This window comes from Mycobacterium sp. E3247, from assembly GCF_001667785.1.
In the GTDB taxonomy this organism is placed as follows: domain Bacteria; phylum Actinomycetota; class Actinomycetes; order Mycobacteriales; family Mycobacteriaceae; genus Mycobacterium.
In genome coordinates, this window is the sequence record NZ_LZJG01000237.1 from 1 (window position 1) to 18,159 (window position 18,159).

The 18,159-nt window shown below is 71.0% G+C and carries 21 protein-coding genes; 17 read left to right on the forward strand and 4 right to left on the reverse strand.

What is annotated here, in order from left to right; translation table 11 throughout:
• Both A9X04_RS12635 and nadC read left to right on the forward strand, forming a co-directional pair.
• A partial coding sequence (locus tag A9X04_RS12635) for an L-aspartate oxidase (protein ID WP_067920793.1) occupies window positions 1–1,566 on the forward strand: 1,566 nt, incomplete at its 5' end.
• Window positions 1,566–2,417, forward strand: coding sequence for a carboxylating nicotinate-nucleotide diphosphorylase (nadC, locus tag A9X04_RS12640; RefSeq protein ID WP_067920795.1), 852 nt, complete (start codon window positions 1,566–1,568; stop codon window positions 2,415–2,417). The genes A9X04_RS12635 and nadC, both read left to right, overlap by 1 nt.
• Before the next feature lie 5 nt (window positions 2,418–2,422).
• Here nadC and A9X04_RS12645 read toward each other — a convergent pair whose 3' ends face one another.
• Window positions 2,423–2,989, reverse strand: coding sequence for a TetR/AcrR family transcriptional regulator (locus A9X04_RS12645; RefSeq protein WP_067920797.1), 567 nt, complete (start codon window positions 2,987–2,989; stop codon window positions 2,423–2,425).
• Window positions 2,990–3,029: 40 nt separating this feature from the next.
• Between A9X04_RS12645 and A9X04_RS12650 the strand changes: the two genes are divergently transcribed.
• The gene (locus A9X04_RS12650) at window positions 3,030–4,058 is read left to right on the forward strand and encodes an alcohol dehydrogenase catalytic domain-containing protein (protein WP_067920799.1); all 1,029 of its coding nucleotides are present in this window, start codon (window positions 3,030–3,032) and stop codon (window positions 4,056–4,058) included.
• A gap of 99 nt (window positions 4,059–4,157) precedes the next feature.
• Here A9X04_RS12650 and A9X04_RS12655 read toward each other — a convergent pair whose 3' ends face one another.
• Window positions 4,158–4,580 (reverse strand): nitroreductase family deazaflavin-dependent oxidoreductase, encoded by a 423-nt coding sequence (locus tag A9X04_RS12655; RefSeq protein ID WP_067920801.1) that lies wholly within the window; start codon window positions 4,578–4,580, stop codon window positions 4,158–4,160.
• Window positions 4,581–4,696: 116 nt separating this feature from the next.
• Here A9X04_RS12655 and hisD point away from each other — a divergent pair, with 116 nt between their 5' ends.
• The 8 genes from hisD (at window position 4,697) to hisI (ending at window position 11,157) form a co-directional block, all read left to right on the forward strand.
• Window positions 4,697–6,025, forward strand: a complete 1,329-nt coding sequence (gene hisD, locus A9X04_RS12660; RefSeq protein WP_197509156.1) for a histidinol dehydrogenase — start codon at window positions 4,697–4,699, stop codon at window positions 6,023–6,025.
• Window positions 6,022–7,158 (forward strand): histidinol-phosphate transaminase, encoded by a 1,137-nt coding sequence (locus tag A9X04_RS12665; protein WP_067920804.1) that lies wholly within the window; start codon window positions 6,022–6,024, stop codon window positions 7,156–7,158. The genes hisD and A9X04_RS12665 overlap by 4 nt, the downstream gene beginning before the upstream one ends.
• Window positions 7,155–7,775, forward strand: a complete 621-nt coding sequence (hisB, locus tag A9X04_RS12670; RefSeq protein ID WP_067920806.1) for an imidazoleglycerol-phosphate dehydratase HisB — start codon at window positions 7,155–7,157, stop codon at window positions 7,773–7,775. Before A9X04_RS12665 ends, hisB begins: the two co-directional genes overlap by 4 nt.
• The gene (hisH, locus tag A9X04_RS12675; RefSeq protein WP_067920808.1) at window positions 7,772–8,392 is read left to right on the forward strand and encodes an imidazole glycerol phosphate synthase subunit HisH; all 621 of its coding nucleotides are present in this window, start codon (window positions 7,772–7,774) and stop codon (window positions 8,390–8,392) included. The genes hisB and hisH overlap by 4 nt, the downstream gene beginning before the upstream one ends.
• Before the next feature lie 82 nt (window positions 8,393–8,474).
• On the forward strand, window positions 8,475–9,218 hold the full coding sequence (priA, locus tag A9X04_RS12680; RefSeq protein WP_067920810.1) for a bifunctional 1-(5-phosphoribosyl)-5-((5-phosphoribosylamino)methylideneamino)imidazole-4-carboxamide isomerase/phosphoribosylanthranilate isomerase PriA: 744 nt from the start codon (window positions 8,475–8,477) through the stop codon (window positions 9,216–9,218).
• Window positions 9,219–9,225: 7 nt separating this feature from the next.
• A complete protein-coding gene (locus A9X04_RS12685; RefSeq protein WP_067920812.1) occupies window positions 9,226–10,026 on the forward strand; it encodes an inositol monophosphatase in 801 nt (266 codons plus the stop codon).
• Window position 10,027: 1 nt separating this feature from the next.
• Window positions 10,028–10,813 (forward strand): imidazole glycerol phosphate synthase subunit HisF, encoded by a 786-nt coding sequence (hisF, locus tag A9X04_RS12690; protein ID WP_067920814.1) that lies wholly within the window; start codon window positions 10,028–10,030, stop codon window positions 10,811–10,813.
• On the forward strand, window positions 10,810–11,157 hold the full coding sequence (hisI, locus tag A9X04_RS12695) for a phosphoribosyl-AMP cyclohydrolase (protein WP_067920816.1): 348 nt from the start codon (window positions 10,810–10,812) through the stop codon (window positions 11,155–11,157). The genes hisF and hisI overlap by 4 nt, the downstream gene beginning before the upstream one ends.
• 34 nt (window positions 11,158–11,191) lie before the next feature.
• On the opposite strand, the gene A9X04_RS12700 is transcribed toward hisI, so the two are convergent.
• Window positions 11,192–11,548, reverse strand: a complete 357-nt coding sequence (locus tag A9X04_RS12700) for a WhiB family transcriptional regulator (RefSeq protein WP_082974973.1) — start codon at window positions 11,546–11,548, stop codon at window positions 11,192–11,194.
• 239 nt (window positions 11,549–11,787) lie between these two features.
• On the opposite strand from A9X04_RS12700, the gene A9X04_RS12705 reads away from it, so the two are divergent.
• A complete protein-coding gene (locus tag A9X04_RS12705) occupies window positions 11,788–12,879 on the forward strand; it encodes a calcium:proton antiporter (protein WP_067920817.1) in 1,092 nt (363 codons plus the stop codon).
• A gap of 3 nt (window positions 12,880–12,882) precedes the next feature.
• Here the strand turns inward: A9X04_RS12705 and A9X04_RS12710 are convergent, their stop codons facing one another.
• On the reverse strand, window positions 12,883–13,338 hold the full coding sequence (locus A9X04_RS12710; RefSeq protein ID WP_067920819.1) for a peroxiredoxin: 456 nt from the start codon (window positions 13,336–13,338) through the stop codon (window positions 12,883–12,885).
• Between the two features lie 95 nt (window positions 13,339–13,433).
• On the opposite strand from A9X04_RS12710, the gene A9X04_RS12715 reads away from it, so the two are divergent.
• The 5 genes from A9X04_RS12715 to A9X04_RS12735 all read left to right on the forward strand — a co-directional run.
• Window positions 13,434–14,972: an anthranilate synthase component I gene (locus tag A9X04_RS12715; protein ID WP_067920821.1), complete on the forward strand. Its 1,539-nt coding sequence runs from the start codon at window positions 13,434–13,436 to the stop codon at window positions 14,970–14,972.
• Complete coding sequence (locus A9X04_RS12720; protein ID WP_067920823.1) at window positions 14,965–15,654, forward strand: TIGR02234 family membrane protein; 690 nt, start codon at window positions 14,965–14,967, stop codon at window positions 15,652–15,654. Before A9X04_RS12715 ends, A9X04_RS12720 begins: the two co-directional genes overlap by 8 nt.
• A gap of 113 nt (window positions 15,655–15,767) precedes the next feature.
• Window positions 15,768–16,586, forward strand: coding sequence for an indole-3-glycerol phosphate synthase TrpC (gene trpC / locus A9X04_RS12725; RefSeq protein ID WP_067920825.1), 819 nt, complete (start codon window positions 15,768–15,770; stop codon window positions 16,584–16,586).
• Window positions 16,587–16,603: 17 nt separating this feature from the next.
• Complete coding sequence (gene trpB / locus A9X04_RS12730) at window positions 16,604–17,866, forward strand: tryptophan synthase subunit beta (protein ID WP_067920827.1); 1,263 nt, start codon at window positions 16,604–16,606, stop codon at window positions 17,864–17,866.
• On the forward strand, window positions 17,863–18,159 hold a 297-nt coding region (locus A9X04_RS12735; protein ID WP_197509155.1), incomplete at its 3' end, for a tryptophan synthase subunit alpha. The genes trpB and A9X04_RS12735, both read left to right, overlap by 4 nt.

The window sequence follows — 18,159 nt, forward strand, 5'->3', positions numbered from 1 at the left end:
CGCCCGGCCTGGACCGACAGCGCCGACGTCGTCGTCATCGGTACCGGCGTCGGGGGACTGGCCGCCGCGCTGGCCGCCCACCGTGCGGGGCGCCGCGTCGTCGTGCTGAGCAAGGCCGACCAGGCGCGCGGGGCGACGGCCACGCACTACGCCCAGGGCGGCATCGCGGTGGTCCTGCCCGACAACGACGACTCCGTCGAGGCCCACGTCGCCGACACCGTGGCTGCCGGCGCCGGCCTCTGCGATCCCGACGCGGTGACCTCCATCGTCGCCGACGGCTATCGGGCGGTGTCCGAATTGGTCGGTGCCGGAGCGCGATTCGACGAGGCGGCCCCGGGCCGCTGGGACGTGACGCGTGAGGGCGGGCACTCGCAGCGGCGCATCGTGCACGCCGGGGGCGACGCCACCGGCGCCGAGGTGCAGCGCGCGCTCGACCACGCCGCCCGGGTGCTGGACGTCCGCACCGGCCACGTCGCGCTGCGCGTGCTGCACGACGGTGCGGCCGTGACCGGCGTGTCCGTCGGCAACCGCGACGGGTACGGAATCATCGACGCGCCGGCGGTCATCCTGGCCTCCGGTGGCCTCGGGCACCTCTACGGCGCGACCACCAATCCCGCGGGCTCGACGGGCGACGGCATCGCGCTGGCGCTGTGGGCCGGCGTCGCGGTCAGCGACCTCGAGTTCATTCAGTTCCATCCGACGATGCTGTTCGGTGGGGGCGGCGGCCGGCGTCCGCTGATCACCGAGGCGATCCGCGGTGAGGGAGCGATACTGCTTGACCGGCAAGGCAAGTCGGTCACCGCGGGTGTGCACCCGATGGGCGATCTGGCGCCGCGCGACGTCGTCGCCGCGGCCATCGACACGCGGCTGAAGGAGACCGGTGACCCGTGCGTCTTCCTCGACGCGCGCGGCATCGCGGGTTTTGCCACCCGGTTCCCGACCGTGACCGCCGCGTGCCGGGCCGCCGGCATCGACCCGGTCCGCCAACCCATCCCGGTCGTACCGGGGGCGCACTACAGCTGCGGCGGCGTCGTCACCGACGTCTTCGGGCAGACCGAACTGCCGGGGCTGTTCGCCGCCGGCGAGGTGGCGCGCACCGGCATGCACGGCGCCAACCGGCTGGCGTCCAACAGCCTGCTGGAAGGCCTGGTGGTCGGCGGGCGCGCCGGCAAGGCCGCGGTCGCGCACGCACTGGCGGCAGGGCGCGTCCGGGCCACAGAGTGCGAGCCGTCGGTCCACACCGCGCCGGACCGCCGCGAATTGCAGGCCGCGATGAGCCGCGACGCTTCCGTGGTGCGCGACGCCGCCGGGCTGAACCGGTTGTCCGACGCGCTCTCGGCGGCCCCGGTGCGCACCATCGCCGGCCGTCGCGACTTCGAGGACGTCGCGCTGGCCGTGGCCGCCCGCGCCGTGACCGCCGCCGCCCTGGCGCGCAGCGAGAGCCGGGGTTGCCACCACCGAGCGGAACACCCCGAGCCCACGCCGGAGCAGGCGCGCAGCAGCGTGCTGCGGCTGGCCGACGACGGGAACTCGGTGTTGGCGGAGGCGCTGGCGGCGGTGGGCTGATGATGCTGCCCGACGAACGTAGCGCCGCTCAGGACACCATCCGGCGGGCTCTTGAGGAGGACCTGCGCGACGGGCCCGACGTCACCACCCTCGCGACGGTGCCCGCCGGCGCGGTGGCCACGGCGTCGATGGTGCCCCGCGAGGCCGGCGTGATCGCCGGCGTCGAGGTCGCGCTGCTGGTCCTCGACGCCGTCCTCCCCGGTGGCTACGAGGTGGTGCACAGCGTCGAGGACGGCGCCCGGCTGCAGCCCGGCGAGCCGGTGCTGACCGTGCGCGCGGACACCCGCGGCCTGCTGACCGCCGAGCGGACCATGCTGAACCTGGTCTGCCACCTGTCGGGCATCGCCACCACGACGGCGGCCTGGGTCGACGCCGTGAACGGCACCAAGGCCAAGGTCCGCGACACGCGCAAGACCCTGCCCGGGCTGCGTGCGCTGCAGAAGTACGCGGTGCGCGTCGGCGGGGGAGTCAACCACCGGATGGGCCTGGGGGACGCGGCGCTGATCAAGGACAACCACGTGGTGGCTGCGGGATCGGTCGTCGACGCGTTGCGGGCGGTCCGCGACGCGGCGCCCGATCTGCCGTGTGAGGTGGAGGTCGATTCGCTCGAGCAGCTGGACGAGGTGCTGGCCGAAAAGCCGGAGCTGGTCCTGCTGGACAACTTCCCGGTGTGGCAGACGCAGATGGCCGTGCAGCGCCGGGACGCTCGGGCACCCGCCGTCCTGCTGGAGTCCTCCGGTGGGCTCAGCCTGGACAACGCCGCCACCTACGCGGCCACCGGGGTGGACTACCTGGCCGTCGGCGCGCTGACGCACTCGGTGCGCGCGCTCGACGTCGGCCTGGACATGTAGGCCCTTCAGCCACGCAGCAGCGTCCGTGCGGCGGGCTTGGCGGCGTCCAGCGCGCTCGCGTCCCCGGAGATCCGGGACAGGATCAGTGCCCCCTCGATCAGTGCGATCACCGCCAGCGCAACCTGTCTGGCCTCCGCGGCAGCCCAGCCGTCGGAGCGCAGGCGCTCGTCGATCGCCGCGCACCAGCCCCTGAAGGCGCGCGCCGACGCCTCGCGCACCAGCGGGCTCGCGTTGACCGACTCGGTGGCGATCGGCTCGATCGGGCAGCCGTCGCGGTGGTCGCCGGCCAGCCCCGCCGTCAGCAGGTCGATCCACCGATCGACGATGTCGGCGGCGGGGCGGCCTGTGGCCAGGAAGCGGCGCAGCAGTTGTTCGATACCGGCCCCCTCGCCGTCGACGACTGCGGCGGCCAGCTGTTGCTTGCCCTGCGGGAAGTGGTGATACAGCGAACCGGGTTTGACGCCGGTCTCCTCGAGGATCTGATTGAGGCCCGTCGCCGCGTACCCCTGGCGCCGGAACAGGGTGGCGGCTTTATCGATCAACGCTGCGCGGCTGCGATCCGGTCTCGGCACGCTGTTGACAATACTTGAGAGATCACTCAAGAATGCTGAGATGAGGCAGCTCACCTACGAAGAAGTCGGACGATACGCGTGGCGCGACGTGCCCGACCCGCAGATCACCGCGCCCGAACAGGCGCTGGTCCGGCCGCTCATGGTGGCCTGCTGCGACCTCGATGTCGCGGTCGCCCATGGCCGGCTGCCGTTGCCGCCGGGATACGCGGTGGGCCACGAGGGTTTGGCCGAGGTCGTCGCGGTCGGCGACGGCGTCAAGGGTGTTCGGGTGGGCGACCGTGTCGTGGTGCCGTTCCAGATCAGCTGCGGAACCTGCCGCGAATGCCGCCGTGGCGTGACCGGTTCATGCGGCTCGGGGCCCCTGATGGCGATGTACGGAATGGCACCGATCGCGGGCCTCGACGGCGGCGGCTTCATGTCCGATCTGGTGCTGGTGCCGTACGCGGACGCAATGCTGATCCCAGTGCCCGACGGCGTCGACCCCGTCTCGATCGCGTCCCTGTCGGACAACATCCCCGACGGCTGGCGGACCGTGGGGCCGTTCGCCGATGAGCTGAATGCGCTCGACCCTGCCGACCGCCGCGTCCTGGTAGTCGGGCGGCTGTCGATCGGGTTGTACTCGGCCGCCTTCGCGGCGGCGCTGGGCGCCACGGTCGACTACGTCGACACCGACCCGCGGCGGCTGCCGGCCGCCGAGAAACTCGGTGCGGTGATCCACGACGTCGCCAAACCCGACAAGTCGTGGGATCCGTATCCGGTCACCGTGCACACCACCGGCGATGCGGCGCTGCTCTCGGCCACACTGCGTGCTACCTGGCCGGACGGCGTGTGCACCGACACTGGGATCTACCCCGAATACAAGGTCGAGATGCCGTTGCTGCCGATGTACACCCGTGGTGTGCAATTCATCACCGGACGAGTGAGCGCGCGGACGGTCATTCCGCAGGTGCTCGAGCGGCTCGCCGACGGCCTGGATCTGTCGCCGGCCGTCGATCGCGTCGTCGCCTGGGACGACGCGCCGTCGGCCTGGCCGACGATGAGCGGCAAAACGGTCTTCACCAGGGCGTAGACCGCTGGCGCGTGCGTCCGGGGCTTCGAGTGTGCGCCCAGGCCACCCCCCAGCGGCGTGTGACCGCCGTGAGCGCACGCGCAAAAGAGCGCGGCCGCCTCAGGAGACGTCGCCGACGAACACGCCGACCCGGCGCAGCTGCATGCGGGCCATCCGGGGCAGGCGCTCGGCGTCGGGGCCGTCCGAGCCGGCCGGCAGGATCCGCGGGTTGGTGATGTGCACCACGCGGTTGCGGCTGTACTGCACGTCGGCCTCGCCGGCGGCCAGCACGTTCTTGACCCAGTTCGTCTTGCCGTGGCCCAGCGCGATCGCCAGCACGTTCCCCTTGCGGTAGGGGGTGATGATGGTCTCGTACGGCGTGCCCGACGTGCGGCCGCGGTGCTTGATGGTGGCGGTGCCGGGCAGAAAGCGGGCGATCGGCTTGACCGCAGGGTTGAAATACTTGATCTGGAAGCGCTCGAACCAGGGCGGGAACACCATTGGGACGCCCGGCGCGTTGTTGGGATGATCCTTCGCGGACATGACGGCTCCCTGAGGTTGGTAGGGGCTTACCCGGCCTTACACGGGCACTGTACCGGTCGAATATCGACTTGAGTTGCTCTGGGACAATGGTGGCGATGAGTACCGCTTCAGCACCCGTGATGGCCCGCATCGACCTGCGGGGCGTTCAGCTGACGGCTGCCCGGTTGCGGACGGCGTTGCCGCGCGGGGGCGCCGACGTGGAGAGCGTGCTGCCCAGGGTGCGCCCGATCGTCGAGGCCGTCGCCGAGCGCGGCGCCGAGGCGGCCCTGGAGTTCGGGGAGTCGTTCGACGGGGTGCGGCCCGCGGCGGTCCGAGTGCCCGCGGCGGCGCTGGAGGCGGCGCTCGCCGAATTGCATCCCGACGTCGTCGAGGCCCTGCGGGTGATGATTGAACGCGCCCGCGCCGTGCACGCCGACCAGCGCCGCAGCGACGTCACCACCACGCTGGGGCCGGGCGCGACGGTGACCGAGCGGTGGGTCCCCGTCGAACGGGTTGGCCTGTACGTGCCCGGCGGCAACGCGGTGTACCCGTCGAGCGTGGTGATGAACGTGGTGCCGGCGCAGGTCGCGGGCGTCGATTCGCTGGTGGTGGCCAGCCCGCCGCAGGCCCAGTCGCAGGGTCAGTTCGAAGGCCTGCCGCACCCGACGATCCTGGCCGCCGCCCGGCTGCTGGGGGTCGACGAGGTGTGGGCGGTCGGCGGCGCGCAGGCGGTGGCGCTGCTGGCCTACGGCGGCACCGACACCGACGGTGGGGAACTGGCGCCCGTCGACATGATCACCGGCCCGGGCAACATCTACGTCACCGCCGCCAAGCGGCTGTGCCGTTCGCGCGTGGGCATCGACGCCGAGGCCGGGCCGACGGAGATCGCCATCCTGGCCGACCACACCGCCGACCCGGCGCACGTCGCCGCCGACCTGATCAGCCAGGCCGAACACGACGAGATGGCGGGCAGCGTGCTGGTCACCCCCAGCGCGGAGCTGGCCGACGCCGCAGCCGCCGAGGTGGCCGCCCAGCTGCGCACGACCGTGCACCGCGACCGGGTGGCCACCGCGCTCGGCGGCCGCCAGTCCGCGATCATCCTGGTCGACGACCTGGACGCCGGCGTCAAGGTGGTCAACGCCTACGCCGCCGAGCACCTGGAGATCCAGACCGTCGACGCGGCGAAGGTCGCCGGGCGAATCCGTTCGGCCGGTGCCGTTTTCGTCGGACCGTACTCGCCGGTCAGCCTCGGCGACTACTGCGCCGGCTCCAACCACGTCCTGCCGACCGCGGGCTCGGCCCGGCATTCCAGCGGCCTGTCGGTGCAGACTTTCCTGCGCGGCATCCACGTCGTCGACTACACCGAGGCCGCCCTCAAGGACGTCTCGGGACACGTCGTCACGCTGGCCAAGGCCGAAGACCTGCCGGCGCACGGCGAGGCGATCCGGCGGAGGTTCGAGCGATGACCGGCCCGGAGAACCCCACGCTGGACGACCTGCCCCTGCGCGACGACCTGCGTGGCAAATCGCCCTACGGCGCACCGCAACTGGCGGTCCCGGTGCGGCTGAACACCAACGAGAACCCGCACCCGCCCAGCCGTGCGCTGGTGGACGACGTGGTCCGGTCGGTGGCCGAGGCGGCCACCGACCTGCACCGCTACCCGGACCGGAACGCGTCTGCCCTGCGCCGCGACCTGGCCGGCTATCTCACCGCGCAGACCGGCGTGCCGCTCGGCGTGGAAAATGTCTGGGCGGCAAACGGTTCCAACGAGATCCTGCAACAGCTGCTGCAGGCGTTCGGCGGGCCCGGGCGCACCGCCATCGGGTTCGTCCCGTCGTACTCGATGCACCCGATCATCTCCGACGCCACGCGCACGGAATGGCTGGAGGGCGTCCGCGCCGACGATTTCAGCCTCGACCTCGACGCGGCGGTCGCCGCGATCACCGAGCGCCGGCCCGACGTGGTGTTCATCGCCAGCCCGAACAACCCGTCCGGGCAGAGCGTTTCGCTGCCCGCCCTGCGGCGGCTGCTCGACGCGGTACCGGGCATTCTCATCGTGGACGAGGCCTACGGCGAGTTCTCCTCCGAGCCCAGCGCCGTGGGGCTGGTGCGCGAGTATCCGACCAAGCTCATCGTCACCCGCACGATGAGCAAGGCGTTCGCGTTCGCCGGCGGGCGGCTCGGCTACCTGATCGCCACGCCCGCGGTGATTGACGCGATGCTGCTGGTGCGGCTGCCGTATCACCTGTCGTCGATCACCCAGGCCGCGGCCCGGGCCGCGCTGCGGCACGCCGACGACACCCTGGGCAGCGTCGCCACCCTGATCGCCGAGCGTGAACGCGTCACGAAGGCGTTGACCGGCATGGGTTTTCGGGTCATCCCGAGCGACGCCAACTTCGTGCTGTTCGGGCGGTTCACCGACGCCCCGGCCACCTGGCAGCGCTACCTGGACGCCGGCGTCTTGATCCGCGACGTCGGGATCCCGGGCTACCTGCGCGCGACCACCGGGCTGGCCGAGGAGAACGACGCCTTCCTGCGGGCCAGCGCCCAGATCGCCGCCACCGAACTGGCCCCAGCCACCCCAGTAGGAGCCCCGTGACCACTATTGCGACCCGGCGTGCGCGTATCGAGCGCCGCACCAGGGAATCCGACATCGTCATCGAGCTGGACCTCGACGGCACCGGCCAGGTCCACGTCGACACCGGTGTGCCGTTCTACGACCACATGCTGACCGCCCTGGGCAGCCACGCCAGTTTCGATCTGACCGTCCGCACCAAGGGCGACGTCGAGATCGAGGGCCACCACACCATCGAGGACACCGCGATCGCCCTGGGCCAGGCGCTTGGGCAGGCGCTCGGTGACAAGCGGGGCATCCGCCGGTTCGGCGACGCGTTCATCCCGATGGACGAGACGCTGGCCCACGCCGCCGTCGACGTGTCCGGCCGGCCCTATTGCGTGCACACCGGCGAGCCGGATCACCTGCTGCACACCACCATTGCCGGCAGCTCGGTGCCCTACCACACCGTCATCAACCGGCACGTCTTCGAGTCGCTGGCCATGAACGCCCGCATCGCGCTGCACGTGCGCGTGCTGTACGGCCGCGACCCGCACCACGTCACCGAAGCGCAGTACAAGGCGGTGGCCCGCGCGTTGCGCCAGGCCGTCGAGCCCGACCCCCGGGTGACCGACGTGCCGTCCACCAAAGGCGTTCTGTGACAAAACCATCCGTCGTCGTCCTGGATTACGGCTCGGGCAACCTGCGGTCGGCCCAGCGCGCCCTGCAGCGGGCCGGCGCCTCGGTGGAGGTGACCGCCGACGCCGATGCGGCGGCCGCCGCCGACGGGCTGGTGGTGCCCGGCGTCGGGGCGTTCGAGGCCTGCATGACCGGCCTGCGCAGGGTCCACGGAGAACGCATCATCGCCGACCGGGTCACCGCCGGCCGCCCGGTGCTGGGGGTCTGCGTCGGCATGCAGATCCTGTTCGCCAGCGGCGTCGAATTCGGTGTGCAGACAGCGGGTTGCGGGCAGTGGCCTGGTGAAGTCACCCGGCTGGACGCCCCCGTGATCCCGCACATGGGCTGGAACGTCGTCGACGCCGGGGCCGGCAGCACCCTGTTCAAAGGGCTGGACCCCCACACGCGGTTCTACTTCGTGCACTCCTATGCCGCACAGCGATGGGAGGGTCCGCCCGAGGCCGTGCTCACCTGGGCCACTCACCGGGTGCCGTTCTTGGCCGCGGTAGAGCAAGGGCCGTTGTCGGCCACCCAGTTCCACCCCGAGAAGAGCGGGGACGCCGGTGCGGCGGTGCTGCGCAACTGGATCGAGGCACTGTGATCACCTCCGCGAAACTGTATTCCGCTACGCAAACGTCGAGAGGAAGCGTACCCAGTTGCAGCCTCGGAGCAGAGGAGAAAGCGTGTTGATCTTGTTGCCCGCGGTCGACGTGGTCGATGGCCGCGCGGTGCGGTTGGTCCAGGGCAAGGCGGGCAGCGAAACCGAATACGGTTCGGCGCTGGACGCGGCGCTGGGCTGGCAGCGCGACGGCGCGGACTGGATCCACCTGGTGGACCTGGACGCGGCGTTCGGGCGCGGCTCCAACCGCGAACTGCTCGCCGAGGTGGTCGGCAAGCTCGACGTGCAGGTGGAGCTGTCGGGCGGCATCCGTGACGACGAGTCCCTGGCCGCGGCGCTGGCCACCGGCTGCGCCCGGGTCAACCTGGGCACCGCGGCGCTGGAGAACCCGCAGTGGTGCGCGCGCGCGATCCGCGAGCACGGCGAGAAGGTCGCCGTGGGGCTGGACGTCCAGATCGACCAATCCAGGCCAGCGGGGCAGCACCGGTTGCGCGGCCGCGGTTGGGAAACCGACGGCGGTGACCTGTGGGAAGTGCTGGAACGCCTTGACCGCGAAGGCTGTTCGCGCTTCGTTGTCACCGACGTCACCAAGGACGGCACGCTGGGCGGTCCCAACCTCGACCTGCTGGCCGCCGTCGCCGACCGGACCGACGCCCCGGTGATCGCCTCCGGCGGCGTGTCGAGCCTGGACGACCTGCGCGCGATCGCCACCCTGACCGACCGCGGCGTCGAAGGAGCCATCGTCGGGAAAGCCCTCTACGCCGGGCGGTTCACCCTGCCGCAGGCGCTGGCCGCGGTTGCGGGGTAGGGCCGCGATGGACCTGGAGGCGTTGGTGAAGAAGGCGGCGGCGATCCTCGACGACGCCACCGAGCCGTTCCTGGCCGGCCACCGCGCCGATTCGGCGGTCCAGAAGAAGGGCAACGACTTCGCCACCGACGTCGACCTCGCGATCGAGCGGCAGGTGGTCGACGCGCTGACCGAGGCAACCGGAATCGGGGTGCACGGCGAGGAATTCGGCGGCACGGACGTCGACTCCGAATGGGTGTGGGTGCTCGACCCCGTCGACGGCACGTTCAACTACGCCGCCGGCTCCCCGATGGCGGGCATTCTGCTGGGCCTGCTGCACCGTGGCGACCCGGTCGCCGGGCTGACCTGGCTGCCCTTCGTCGACCAGCGTTACACCGCGGTGGTGGGCGGCCCGTTGCTGAAAAACGGTGTCCCGCAGCCGCCGCTGGCCGACATCGACCTGGCCGACGCCCTGATCGGCGCCGGCTCCTTCAGCGCCGACGCGCGGGGCCGGTTCCCGGGGCGCTACCGGATCGCAGTGCTGGAGAACCTCAGCCGGGTCTCGTCGCGGTTGCGCATGCACGGCTCCACCGGACTCGACCTCGCCTACGTCGCCGACGGAGTCCTTGGCGGCTCAATCAGTTTCGGCGGCCACGTGTGGGACCACGCGGCCGGGGTCGCGCTGGTGCGGGCCGCGGGCGGCGTCGTCACCGACGTCCACGGCGAACCCTGGACCCCGGCGTCGGATTCCGCACTGGCCGCGGGCCCCCGCGCGCACGCCGAGATTCTCGAGATCCTGCGCGGCACCGGTCGACCGGAGGACTTCTGAGATGCCCGCCGGTAACGGCCTTGCGGTGCGGGTCATTCCCTGCCTGGACGTCGACGCCGGGCGGGTGGTCAAGGGGGTCAACTTCGAAAACCTGCGCGACGCGGGCGATCCCGTCGAGCTCGCCGCGGCCTACGACGCCGAGGGCGCCGACGAGCTCACCTTCCTCGACGTCACCGCCTCGTCGTCGGGGCGGGCCACGATGCTGGACGTGGTGCGCCGCACGGCCGAGCAGGTGTTCATCCCGCTGACCGTCGGCGGCGGGGTGCGCACGGTGGCCGACGTCGACGTCTTGCTGCGGGCGGGCGCCGACAAGGTGTCGATCAACACCGCCGCAATCGCCCGCCCCGACCTGCTGGAGGAAATGGCGAGGCAGTTCGGCTCGCAGTGCATCGTGCTGTCGGTCGACGCCCGCACGGTGCCCCCGGGTTCGGTGCCGACGCCGTCGGGGTGGGAGGTCACCACGCACGGCGGGCGCCGTGGGACCGGCATCGACGCCGTCGAATGGGCTTCTCGCGGAGCCGATCTGGGGGTGGGAGAGATCCTGCTGAATTCGATGGACGCCGACGGCACCAAGGCCGGGTTCGACCTGGAGATGCTGCGGGCGGTGCGTTCGGCGGTCACGGTGCCGGTGATCGCCAGCGGCGGCGCCGGCGCGGCCGAACACTTCGCGCCGGCGGTCGCCGCGGGCGCCGATGCGGTGTTGGCGGCCAGCGTCTTTCACTTCCGGGAGCTGACCATCGGTCAGGTGAAGGCCGCCATGGCGGCCGAAGGGATCACCGTGCGATGACGCTGGACCCACAGATCGCCGCGCGCCTGAAACGCAACGCCGAAGGCCTGTTCACGGCCGTCGTGCAGGAACGCGGCAGCGGCGACGTGCTGATGGTCGCCTGGATGGACGACGCGGCGCTGGCCCGCACGCTCGAAACCCGTGAGGCGACGTACTTTTCGCGGTCCCGCGCCCAGCAGTGGGTCAAGGGCGCGACGTCCGGCCACACCCAACACGTGCACTCGGTGCGGCTGGACTGCGACGGGGACGCCGTACTGCTCACGGTCGACCAGGTGGGCGGCGCCTGTCACACCGGCGACCACAGCTGCTTCGACGCCGACGTACTGCTGCAGCCCGAGGCCTAGGTTCGTCGCGGTGTCGGCGATCCGCCCCGCGACGCTAGTTCGCGGTGCGACGCTGACCCTGGGCGGCGGCCAGGAAGTCGACCCAGGACACCACCTCGGAGTGCTTTCTGAGCAGGGCACGGCGCTGGCGTTCCGTCATGCCGCCCCAGACTCCCCACTCGACCCGGTTGTCGAGCGCATCGGCGCCGCATTCCAGGATCACCGGGCAGTGCCGGCAGATCGTCGCGGCCTTTCTCTGGGCGGCGCCGCGAACGAACAGCCCGTCCGGGTTGCCGTTCCGGCAGAGGGCTTTGGAAACCCAGCCAGTGCGGTCGTCGTCCTTCGCGCTGCGCAGATGGTTGCGAATTGAGCTGTTGGCGCCGCTGTGTGCGGTGGTCCGGGTAGCTAACACCGCTTCCCCCTTCGATCCGGGCCGGCTACTTGACTTCCCTCCGGATCAGCCCGTGTAAACCTGAGGCGAATGTTGCGACCGTATGGAAGGCCGCCGGGTGGGCGTTAGGGGCTTTTGTCCCCAGCGCCCGGGGACTTTCGGTTCAAGAAATGTTGTCGCGGCGTCGCCGGGCGGCCCGGGAGGCCGGAACCGTGCTCCGAAGTCGCCCGAACGGGTGCCGTCGATGAGAATGGCGGTCGATGTTGAGACGGATGTCGTGGACCGCGGTCGTACCGTTGCTTGCCGTCGGGGTGCTGGCCGTGATCTGGGGCGAACGGCTCCGCCCGGCACTGGCCGCGGTGGTGGCGGCATTTCTCATCGGGGCGGTGCTGGCCGCGGTGCATCACGCCGAGGTGGTCGCGGCCCGGGTCGGCGAGCCATTCGGGTCCCTGGTGCTCGCGGCCGCGGTGACGGTGATCGAGGTGGCCCTCATCGTCGAGCTGATGGCATCCGGGGGCAACGAAGCAGCGACGCTGGCCAGGGACACCGTGTTCGCCGCGCTGATGATCACCACCAACGGCATCGCAGGCCTGTCGCTGCTGATGGGTTCGCGGCGTTATGGCGTCACGCTGTTCAACGCCGAGGGCAGCGGCGCGGCGCTGGCCACCCTGACCACGCTGGCGACGCTGAGCCTGGTGCTCCCGGCGTTCACGATCAGCGGCCTGGGCAAGGAGTTCTCGCCCGGGCAGCTGGTCTTCGCGGCGGTCGCCTCGCTGCTGCTGTACCTGGTCTTCGTGTTCACGCAGACGGTGCGGCACCGCGACTTCTTCCTGCCGGTCGCGCAGAAGGGCCAGAAGCGGCTGTTCGAGGACGAGAGCCACGCGGACCCGCCGAGCCGCGGCGCGGCGCTGGGCAGCCTGGGGCTGCTGCTGGTCGCCCTGCTCGCGGTCGTGGGGCTGGCCGAGGAGGAGTCGCCGGCCGTCGAGAGCGCGGTGACGGCGGTGGGATTCCCGCAGTCCTTCGTCGGCGTCGTGATCGCCTCGTTGGTGCTGCTGCCGGAAACCCTCGCCGCGGTGCGCGCGTCGCGGCAGGGCCGCATCCAGATCAGCCTCAATCTGGCCTACGGCTCGGCGTTGGCGAGCATCGGGCTGACCATCCCCGCGATCGCGCTGGCGTCGATCTGGCTCAAGGGACCGCTGGTGCTCGGCCTGGGCGCCATCCAATTGGTGCTGCTGGCGCTGACCGTCGTGATCAGCATGCTGACGGTGGTGCCCGGCCGGGCCACGCGGCTGCAGGGCGAGCTGCACCTGGTGCTGCTCGCCGCCTACGTGTTCCTGGCGATCAGCCCCTGACGCTCAGCGGGCGCGCAGCGTCTGCAGCGCCTTGTCCGCGTGGGCGTCCATGCTGAACTCGCTGGAGATCACGTCGAGCACCGTGCGATCGGTGTCGATGACGAAGGTGGTGCGCTTGACCGGCATCACCTTGCCGAGCAGGCCGCGCTTGACGCCGAACTGCGCGGCGACGGTCCCGTCCGTGTCGGACAGCAGCGGGTAGTCGAACTTCTGCATGTCGGCGAACTTGGCCTGCTTGTGCACGGGATCGACGCTGATGCCGACCCGGTTGGCCCCGACGGCGGCGAATTCGGCGGCCAGGTCCCGGAAGTGGCAGGCCTCCTTGGTGCAGCCCGGCGTCATGGCGGCGGGATAGAAGAACAGCACCACCGGTCCGCCGGCGAGCAGGTCGCTGAGCTTGCGTGGCGTCCCCGTTTGATCGGCAAGTTCGAAGTCCGCGACGGTGTCACCGGGTTTCATGTCGCGAGCGTAACGCCACCGCGGCCGGCGGGCCTCAGGAGCGCGGCCACGTTACGCTCGCGAGCCGCCGGGAGCTCGTCTGCGAGGATGGTTCGGTGCACGCCCACCTCGCCGCGACGACCTCACGAGAGGACTTCCGCCAGCTCGCAGCCGAGCACCGCGTGGTTCCGGTGACCCGCAAGGTGCTCGCCGACAGCGAGACACCGCTGTCGGCCTACCGCAAGCTCGCCGCCAATCGCCCGGGCACGTTCCTGCTGGAATCGGCCGAGCACGGCCGGTCCTGGTCGCGCTGGTCGTTCATCGGCGCGGGCGCGCCGTCGGCGTTGACCGTCCGCGGCGGCGAAGCGGTCTGGCTCGGGGCCGTGCCGCAGGACGCGCCCACCGGGGGCGACCCGCTGCACGCGCTGCGGGCCACCCTCGAGCTGCTGGCCACCGGCACCCTGCCCGGGCTGCCACCGCTGTCCGGCGGCATGGTCGGCTTGTTCGCCTACGACATGGTGCGGCGCCTGGAACGCCTGCCCGAGCTGGCCGTCGACGACCTGCACCTGCCGGACATGCTGCTACTGCTGGCCACCGACGTGGCGGCCGTCGACCACCACGAGGGCACCATCACGCTGATCGCCAACGCGGTGAACTGGAACGGCACCGACGAGCGGGTCGACGAGGCCTACGACGACGCGGTCGCCCGCCTGGACGTGATGACCTCGGCGCTGGGCCAGCCGCTGCCGTCCACCGTCGCCACGTTCGACCGGCCCGAGCCGCGATACCGCGCGCAGCGCACCGTCGAGGAGTACGGCAAGATCGTCGATTACCTCGTCGACCAGATCGCCGCCGGTGAGGCCTTCCAGGTGGTGCCCTCCCAGCGGTTCGAGATGGACACCGACGTCGACGCGATCGACGTGTACCGGATGCTGCGGGTCACCAACCCGAGCCCCTACATGTACCTGATGCATGTCCCGAATGATCATGGGGAAACGGACTTTTCGGTCGTGGGCTCCAGCCCGGAGGCGCTGGTCACCGTTCACGACGGCTGGGCGACGACGCATCCGATCGCCGGCACCCGGTGGCGGGGGCAGACCGACGAAGAGGACCAGCTGCTGGAAAAGGAACTGCTGGCCGACGAGAAGGAACGCGCCGAGCACCTGATGCTGGTGGACCTGGGCCGCAACGACCTGGGCCGGGTGTGCGCGCCGGGCACCGTGCGCGTCGAGGACTACAGCCACATCGAGCGCTACAGCCACGTCATGCATCTGGTGTCGACGGTGACGGGGATGCTCGCCGAGGGGCGGACCGCGCTGGACGCGGTGACGGCCTGCTTCCCGGCCGGCACGCTGTCGGGCGCACCCAAGGTGCGGGCCATGGAGCTGATCGAGGAGGTGGAGAAGACGCGGCGCGGCCTCTATGGCGGCGTGGTCGGCTACCTCGATTTCGCCGGCAACGCCGACTTCGCGATCGCCATCCGCACCGCGCTGATGCGCGACGGCACCGCCTACGTGCAGGCCGGCGGCGGGGTGGTGGCCGACTCCAACGGCCCCTACGAGTACACCGAGGCGTCCAACAAGGCTCGCGCGGTGCTCAACGCGATCGCCGCCGCCGAGACGCTGACCGCCCCGGAGGCCGGCCGCCATGGCTGACGCCCGGCCCAACCGCCGGGCAAGGCTGGCCGTCGGGATGGCCCAGGTCTTGCTGGTGCTGTCGGCGGCGGCGTTGTGGGCGGCGTCCCGGCTGCCGTGGGTGGTGATCCGGTCGTTCGACGGGCTCGGACCGCCGCGCGAGGTGACGCTGTCCGGCGCGTCGTGGTCGACGGCGCTGCTGCCGTTGGCGGTGCTCATGCTGGCGGCGGCCGTGGCGGCGATCGCGGTGCGCGGCTGGCCGCTGCGGGCGCTGGCGGGGCTGCTGGCCCTGGCCAGCCTGGCCGTCGGATACCTCGGCGTCAGTCTGTGGGCGCTGCCCGACGTCGCCGTGCGCGGGGCCGATCTGGCCCACGTCGCGGTGATGACGCTGGTGGGCAGCGAGCGGCGCTACGTCGGCGCCGGCATCGCGGTGGCCGCGGCGGCGTGCACCCTGATCGCTGCCGTCCTGTTGCTGCGGTCGGCCGGCGATCCCGGGGCGGCGAGGCTGAGCGCCCGAAAGTATGCGGCCCCGGCGACGCGCCGCTCGAATGCGCTACGCGACGACGCCGATGGCGCGATGCTGGAGCAGCCGGAGACGCCGGAAATGTCGGAGCGGATGATCTGGGACGCGCTTGACGAGGGCTGTGACCCAACGCAGGAGCCGACCGATCTGCCCCGCGGCTCGGACACCGAGGGTCGGTGACGGGCCGCGAGCCGGGGGCCGCTACCCTTCATTCACGTCGTCGCAATCGGCTCCGATTTGTCAGGTAGGCCGTGGGGTGACGATGGGTGACAGCGCGAAGGGAAGCAACAGGCATGAGTCCGGCTACCGTGCTTGACTCCATCCTCGAGGGAGTCCGGGCCGACGTCGCCGCGCGCGAAGCCCTCATCAGCTTGTCCGAGATCAAAGCCGCCGCCGCCGCGGCGCCGCCGCCGCGTGACGTGATGGCCGCCCTGCGCGAGCCCGGCATCGGCGTCATCGCCGAAGTCAAGCGCGCCAGCCCGTCGGCGGGTTCCCTGGCCACCATCGCCGATCCGGCGAAACTGGCCCGCGCGTACGAGGACGGCGGAGCCCGGATCATCAGCGTGCTGACCGAGGAGCGACGCTTCCACGGCTCGCTCGACGACCTCGGCGCGGTCCGCGCCGCCGTCTCGATACCGGTGTTGCGGAAAGACTTTGTGGTGCAGCCGTATCAGATCCACGAAGCCCGCGCGCACGGCGCCGACATGTTGTTGCTCATTGTCGCCGCGCTGGACCAGTCCGCCCTGGTGTCGATGCTGGACCGCACCGAATCGCTGGGCATGACCGCCCTCGTCGAGGTGCACACCGAGGAGGAAGCCGACCGAGCGCTGAAGGCGGGGGCAAACGTAATCGGTGTCAACGCACGCGATCTCGCGACGCTGGAAGTCGACCGGGATTGCTTTGCGCGCATCGCTCCCGGGCTGCCCAGCAACGTGATCAGGATCGCCGAGTCCGGTGTTCGTGGCACCGGGGACCTGTTGGCGTATGCCGGCGCCGGTGCGGACGCCGTTCTGGTCGGTGAGGGTTTGGTCAAAAGCGGTGACCCGCGCGCCGCGGTCGCCGACCTGGTCACCGCGGGCACCCACCCGTCCTGCCCGAAGCCGTCTCGCTAGTCGTCAAGTCGCTGGTGATGGTCAACCTGTCCCGCTCGGACCTTCCCCGTCCGAGTGCAGCCGTTGCCGAAACCACCCGCCACGAACCCGATGCGGGCGGCCATTTCGGTGTTTACGGCGGCCGCTACGTCGCGGAGGCGTTGATGGCGGTGATCGAAGAGGTCACCGCCGCCTACGAGAAGGAACGCATCAACCCCGACTTCCTGGACACCCTGGACGATCTGCAGGTCAACTACACCGGCCGGCCGTCGCCGCTGTACGAGGCCACCCGGTTGTCCGAACACGCCGGCGGCGCGCGCATCTTCCTCAAGCGAGAAGACCTGAACCACACCGGTTCTCACAAGATCAACAACGTGCTCGGTCAGGCGCTGCTGGCCAAGCGAATGGGCAAGACCCGGGTCATCGCCGAGACGGGCGCCGGGCAGCACGGCGTCGCCACTGCCACCGCGTGCGCCTTGCTGGGCCTGGAATGTGTGATCTACATGGGTGCGGTGGACACCGCGCGCCAGGCGCTCAACGTGGCCCGGATGCGACTGCTGGGCGCCGAGGTGGTGTCCGTGCAGAGCGGCTCGAAAACGCTCAAAGACGCCATCAACGAGGCGTTTCGTGACTGGGTGACCAACGCCGAGCGCACCTACTACTGCTTCGGCACCGCCGCGGGGCCGCACCCGTTCCCGGCGATGGTGCGCGATTTTCAACGCATCATCGGGCTGGAGGCGCGGGTGCAGATCCAGGCCCAGGCGGGCCGGTTGCCCGACGCGGTAGTGGCCTGTGTCGGTGGGGGATCCAACGCCATCGGCATCTTCCACCCGTTCATCGACGATGCGGGGGTCCGCCTGGTCGGCTTCGAGGCGGCCGGTGACGGCGTCGAAACCGGAAGGCACGCCGCGACGTTCGCCGGCGGCTCACCCGGTGCCTTCCAGGGGTCGTTCTCCTACCTGCTACAGGACGAGGATGGCCAGACCATCGAATCGCATTCGATCTCAGCGGGTTTGGACTATCCGGGGGTGGGCCCCGAGCATGCGTATCTCAAGGAGATCGGGCGTGCCGAATACCGGCCGATCACCGACGCCGAGGCGATGGACGCGTTCGCGCTGCTGTGCCGCACCGAGGGGATCATCCCGGCGATCGAATCGGCGCACGCGGTCGCCGGCGCGGTCAAGCTGGGCCTCGAGCTGGGGCCGGGCGCGATCATCGTGGTGAACCTCTCGGGCCGCGGTGACAAGGACGTCGAGACGGCCGCGAAATGGTTCGGCCTGATGGGGCCCAGCGAGCGATGAACGTGCAACAGCGGCAAGCAAGCAGGCTCGGGCCGGTCTTCGACGCGTGCCGCGCGGACGACCGTGCCGCGTTGATCGGCTACCTGCCCACCGGTTACCCCGACGTGCGGGCCTCGGTGGACGGGATGATCGCCCTCGTCGAATCGGGTTGCGACATCATCGAAGTCGGTGTGCCGTACTCCGATCCCGGCATGGACGGGCCGACCATCGCCCGCGCCACCGAGGCCGCGTTGCACGCGGGAGTGCGGGTCCGGGACACGCTGGCCGCCGTCGAGGCGATCAGTGCGGCCGGT

Excerpts from the sequence above, each read along its gene's own strand:
- A9X04_RS12705 (WP_067920817.1), top strand. The coding sequence starts at position 11,788 with ATGTTGAGACGGATGTCGTGGACCGCGGTCGTACCGTTGCTTGCCGTC.
- nadC (WP_067920795.1), top strand. The coding sequence starts at position 1,566 with ATGATGCTGCCCGACGAACGTAGCGCCGCTCAGGACACCATCCGGCGG.
- A9X04_RS12710 (WP_067920819.1), bottom strand. The coding sequence starts at position 13,338 with ATGAAACCCGGTGACACCGTCGCGGACTTCGAACTTGCCGATCAAACG.
- hisI (WP_067920816.1), top strand. The coding sequence starts at position 10,810 with ATGACGCTGGACCCACAGATCGCCGCGCGCCTGAAACGCAACGCCGAA.
- A9X04_RS12655 (WP_067920801.1), bottom strand. The coding sequence starts at position 4,580 with ATGTCCGCGAAGGATCATCCCAACAACGCGCCGGGCGTCCCAATGGTG.
- A9X04_RS12685 (WP_067920812.1), top strand. The coding sequence starts at position 9,226 with ATGGACCTGGAGGCGTTGGTGAAGAAGGCGGCGGCGATCCTCGACGAC.
- trpC (WP_067920825.1), top strand. The coding sequence starts at position 15,768 with ATGAGTCCGGCTACCGTGCTTGACTCCATCCTCGAGGGAGTCCGGGCC.
- trpB (WP_067920827.1), top strand. The coding sequence starts at position 16,604 with ATGGTCAACCTGTCCCGCTCGGACCTTCCCCGTCCGAGTGCAGCCGTT.
- hisF (WP_067920814.1), top strand. The coding sequence starts at position 10,028 with ATGCCCGCCGGTAACGGCCTTGCGGTGCGGGTCATTCCCTGCCTGGAC.
- A9X04_RS12720 (WP_067920823.1), top strand. The coding sequence starts at position 14,965 with ATGGCTGACGCCCGGCCCAACCGCCGGGCAAGGCTGGCCGTCGGGATG.
- A9X04_RS12650 (WP_067920799.1), top strand. The coding sequence starts at position 3,030 with ATGAGGCAGCTCACCTACGAAGAAGTCGGACGATACGCGTGGCGCGAC.
- A9X04_RS12665 (WP_067920804.1), top strand. The coding sequence starts at position 6,022 with ATGACCGGCCCGGAGAACCCCACGCTGGACGACCTGCCCCTGCGCGAC.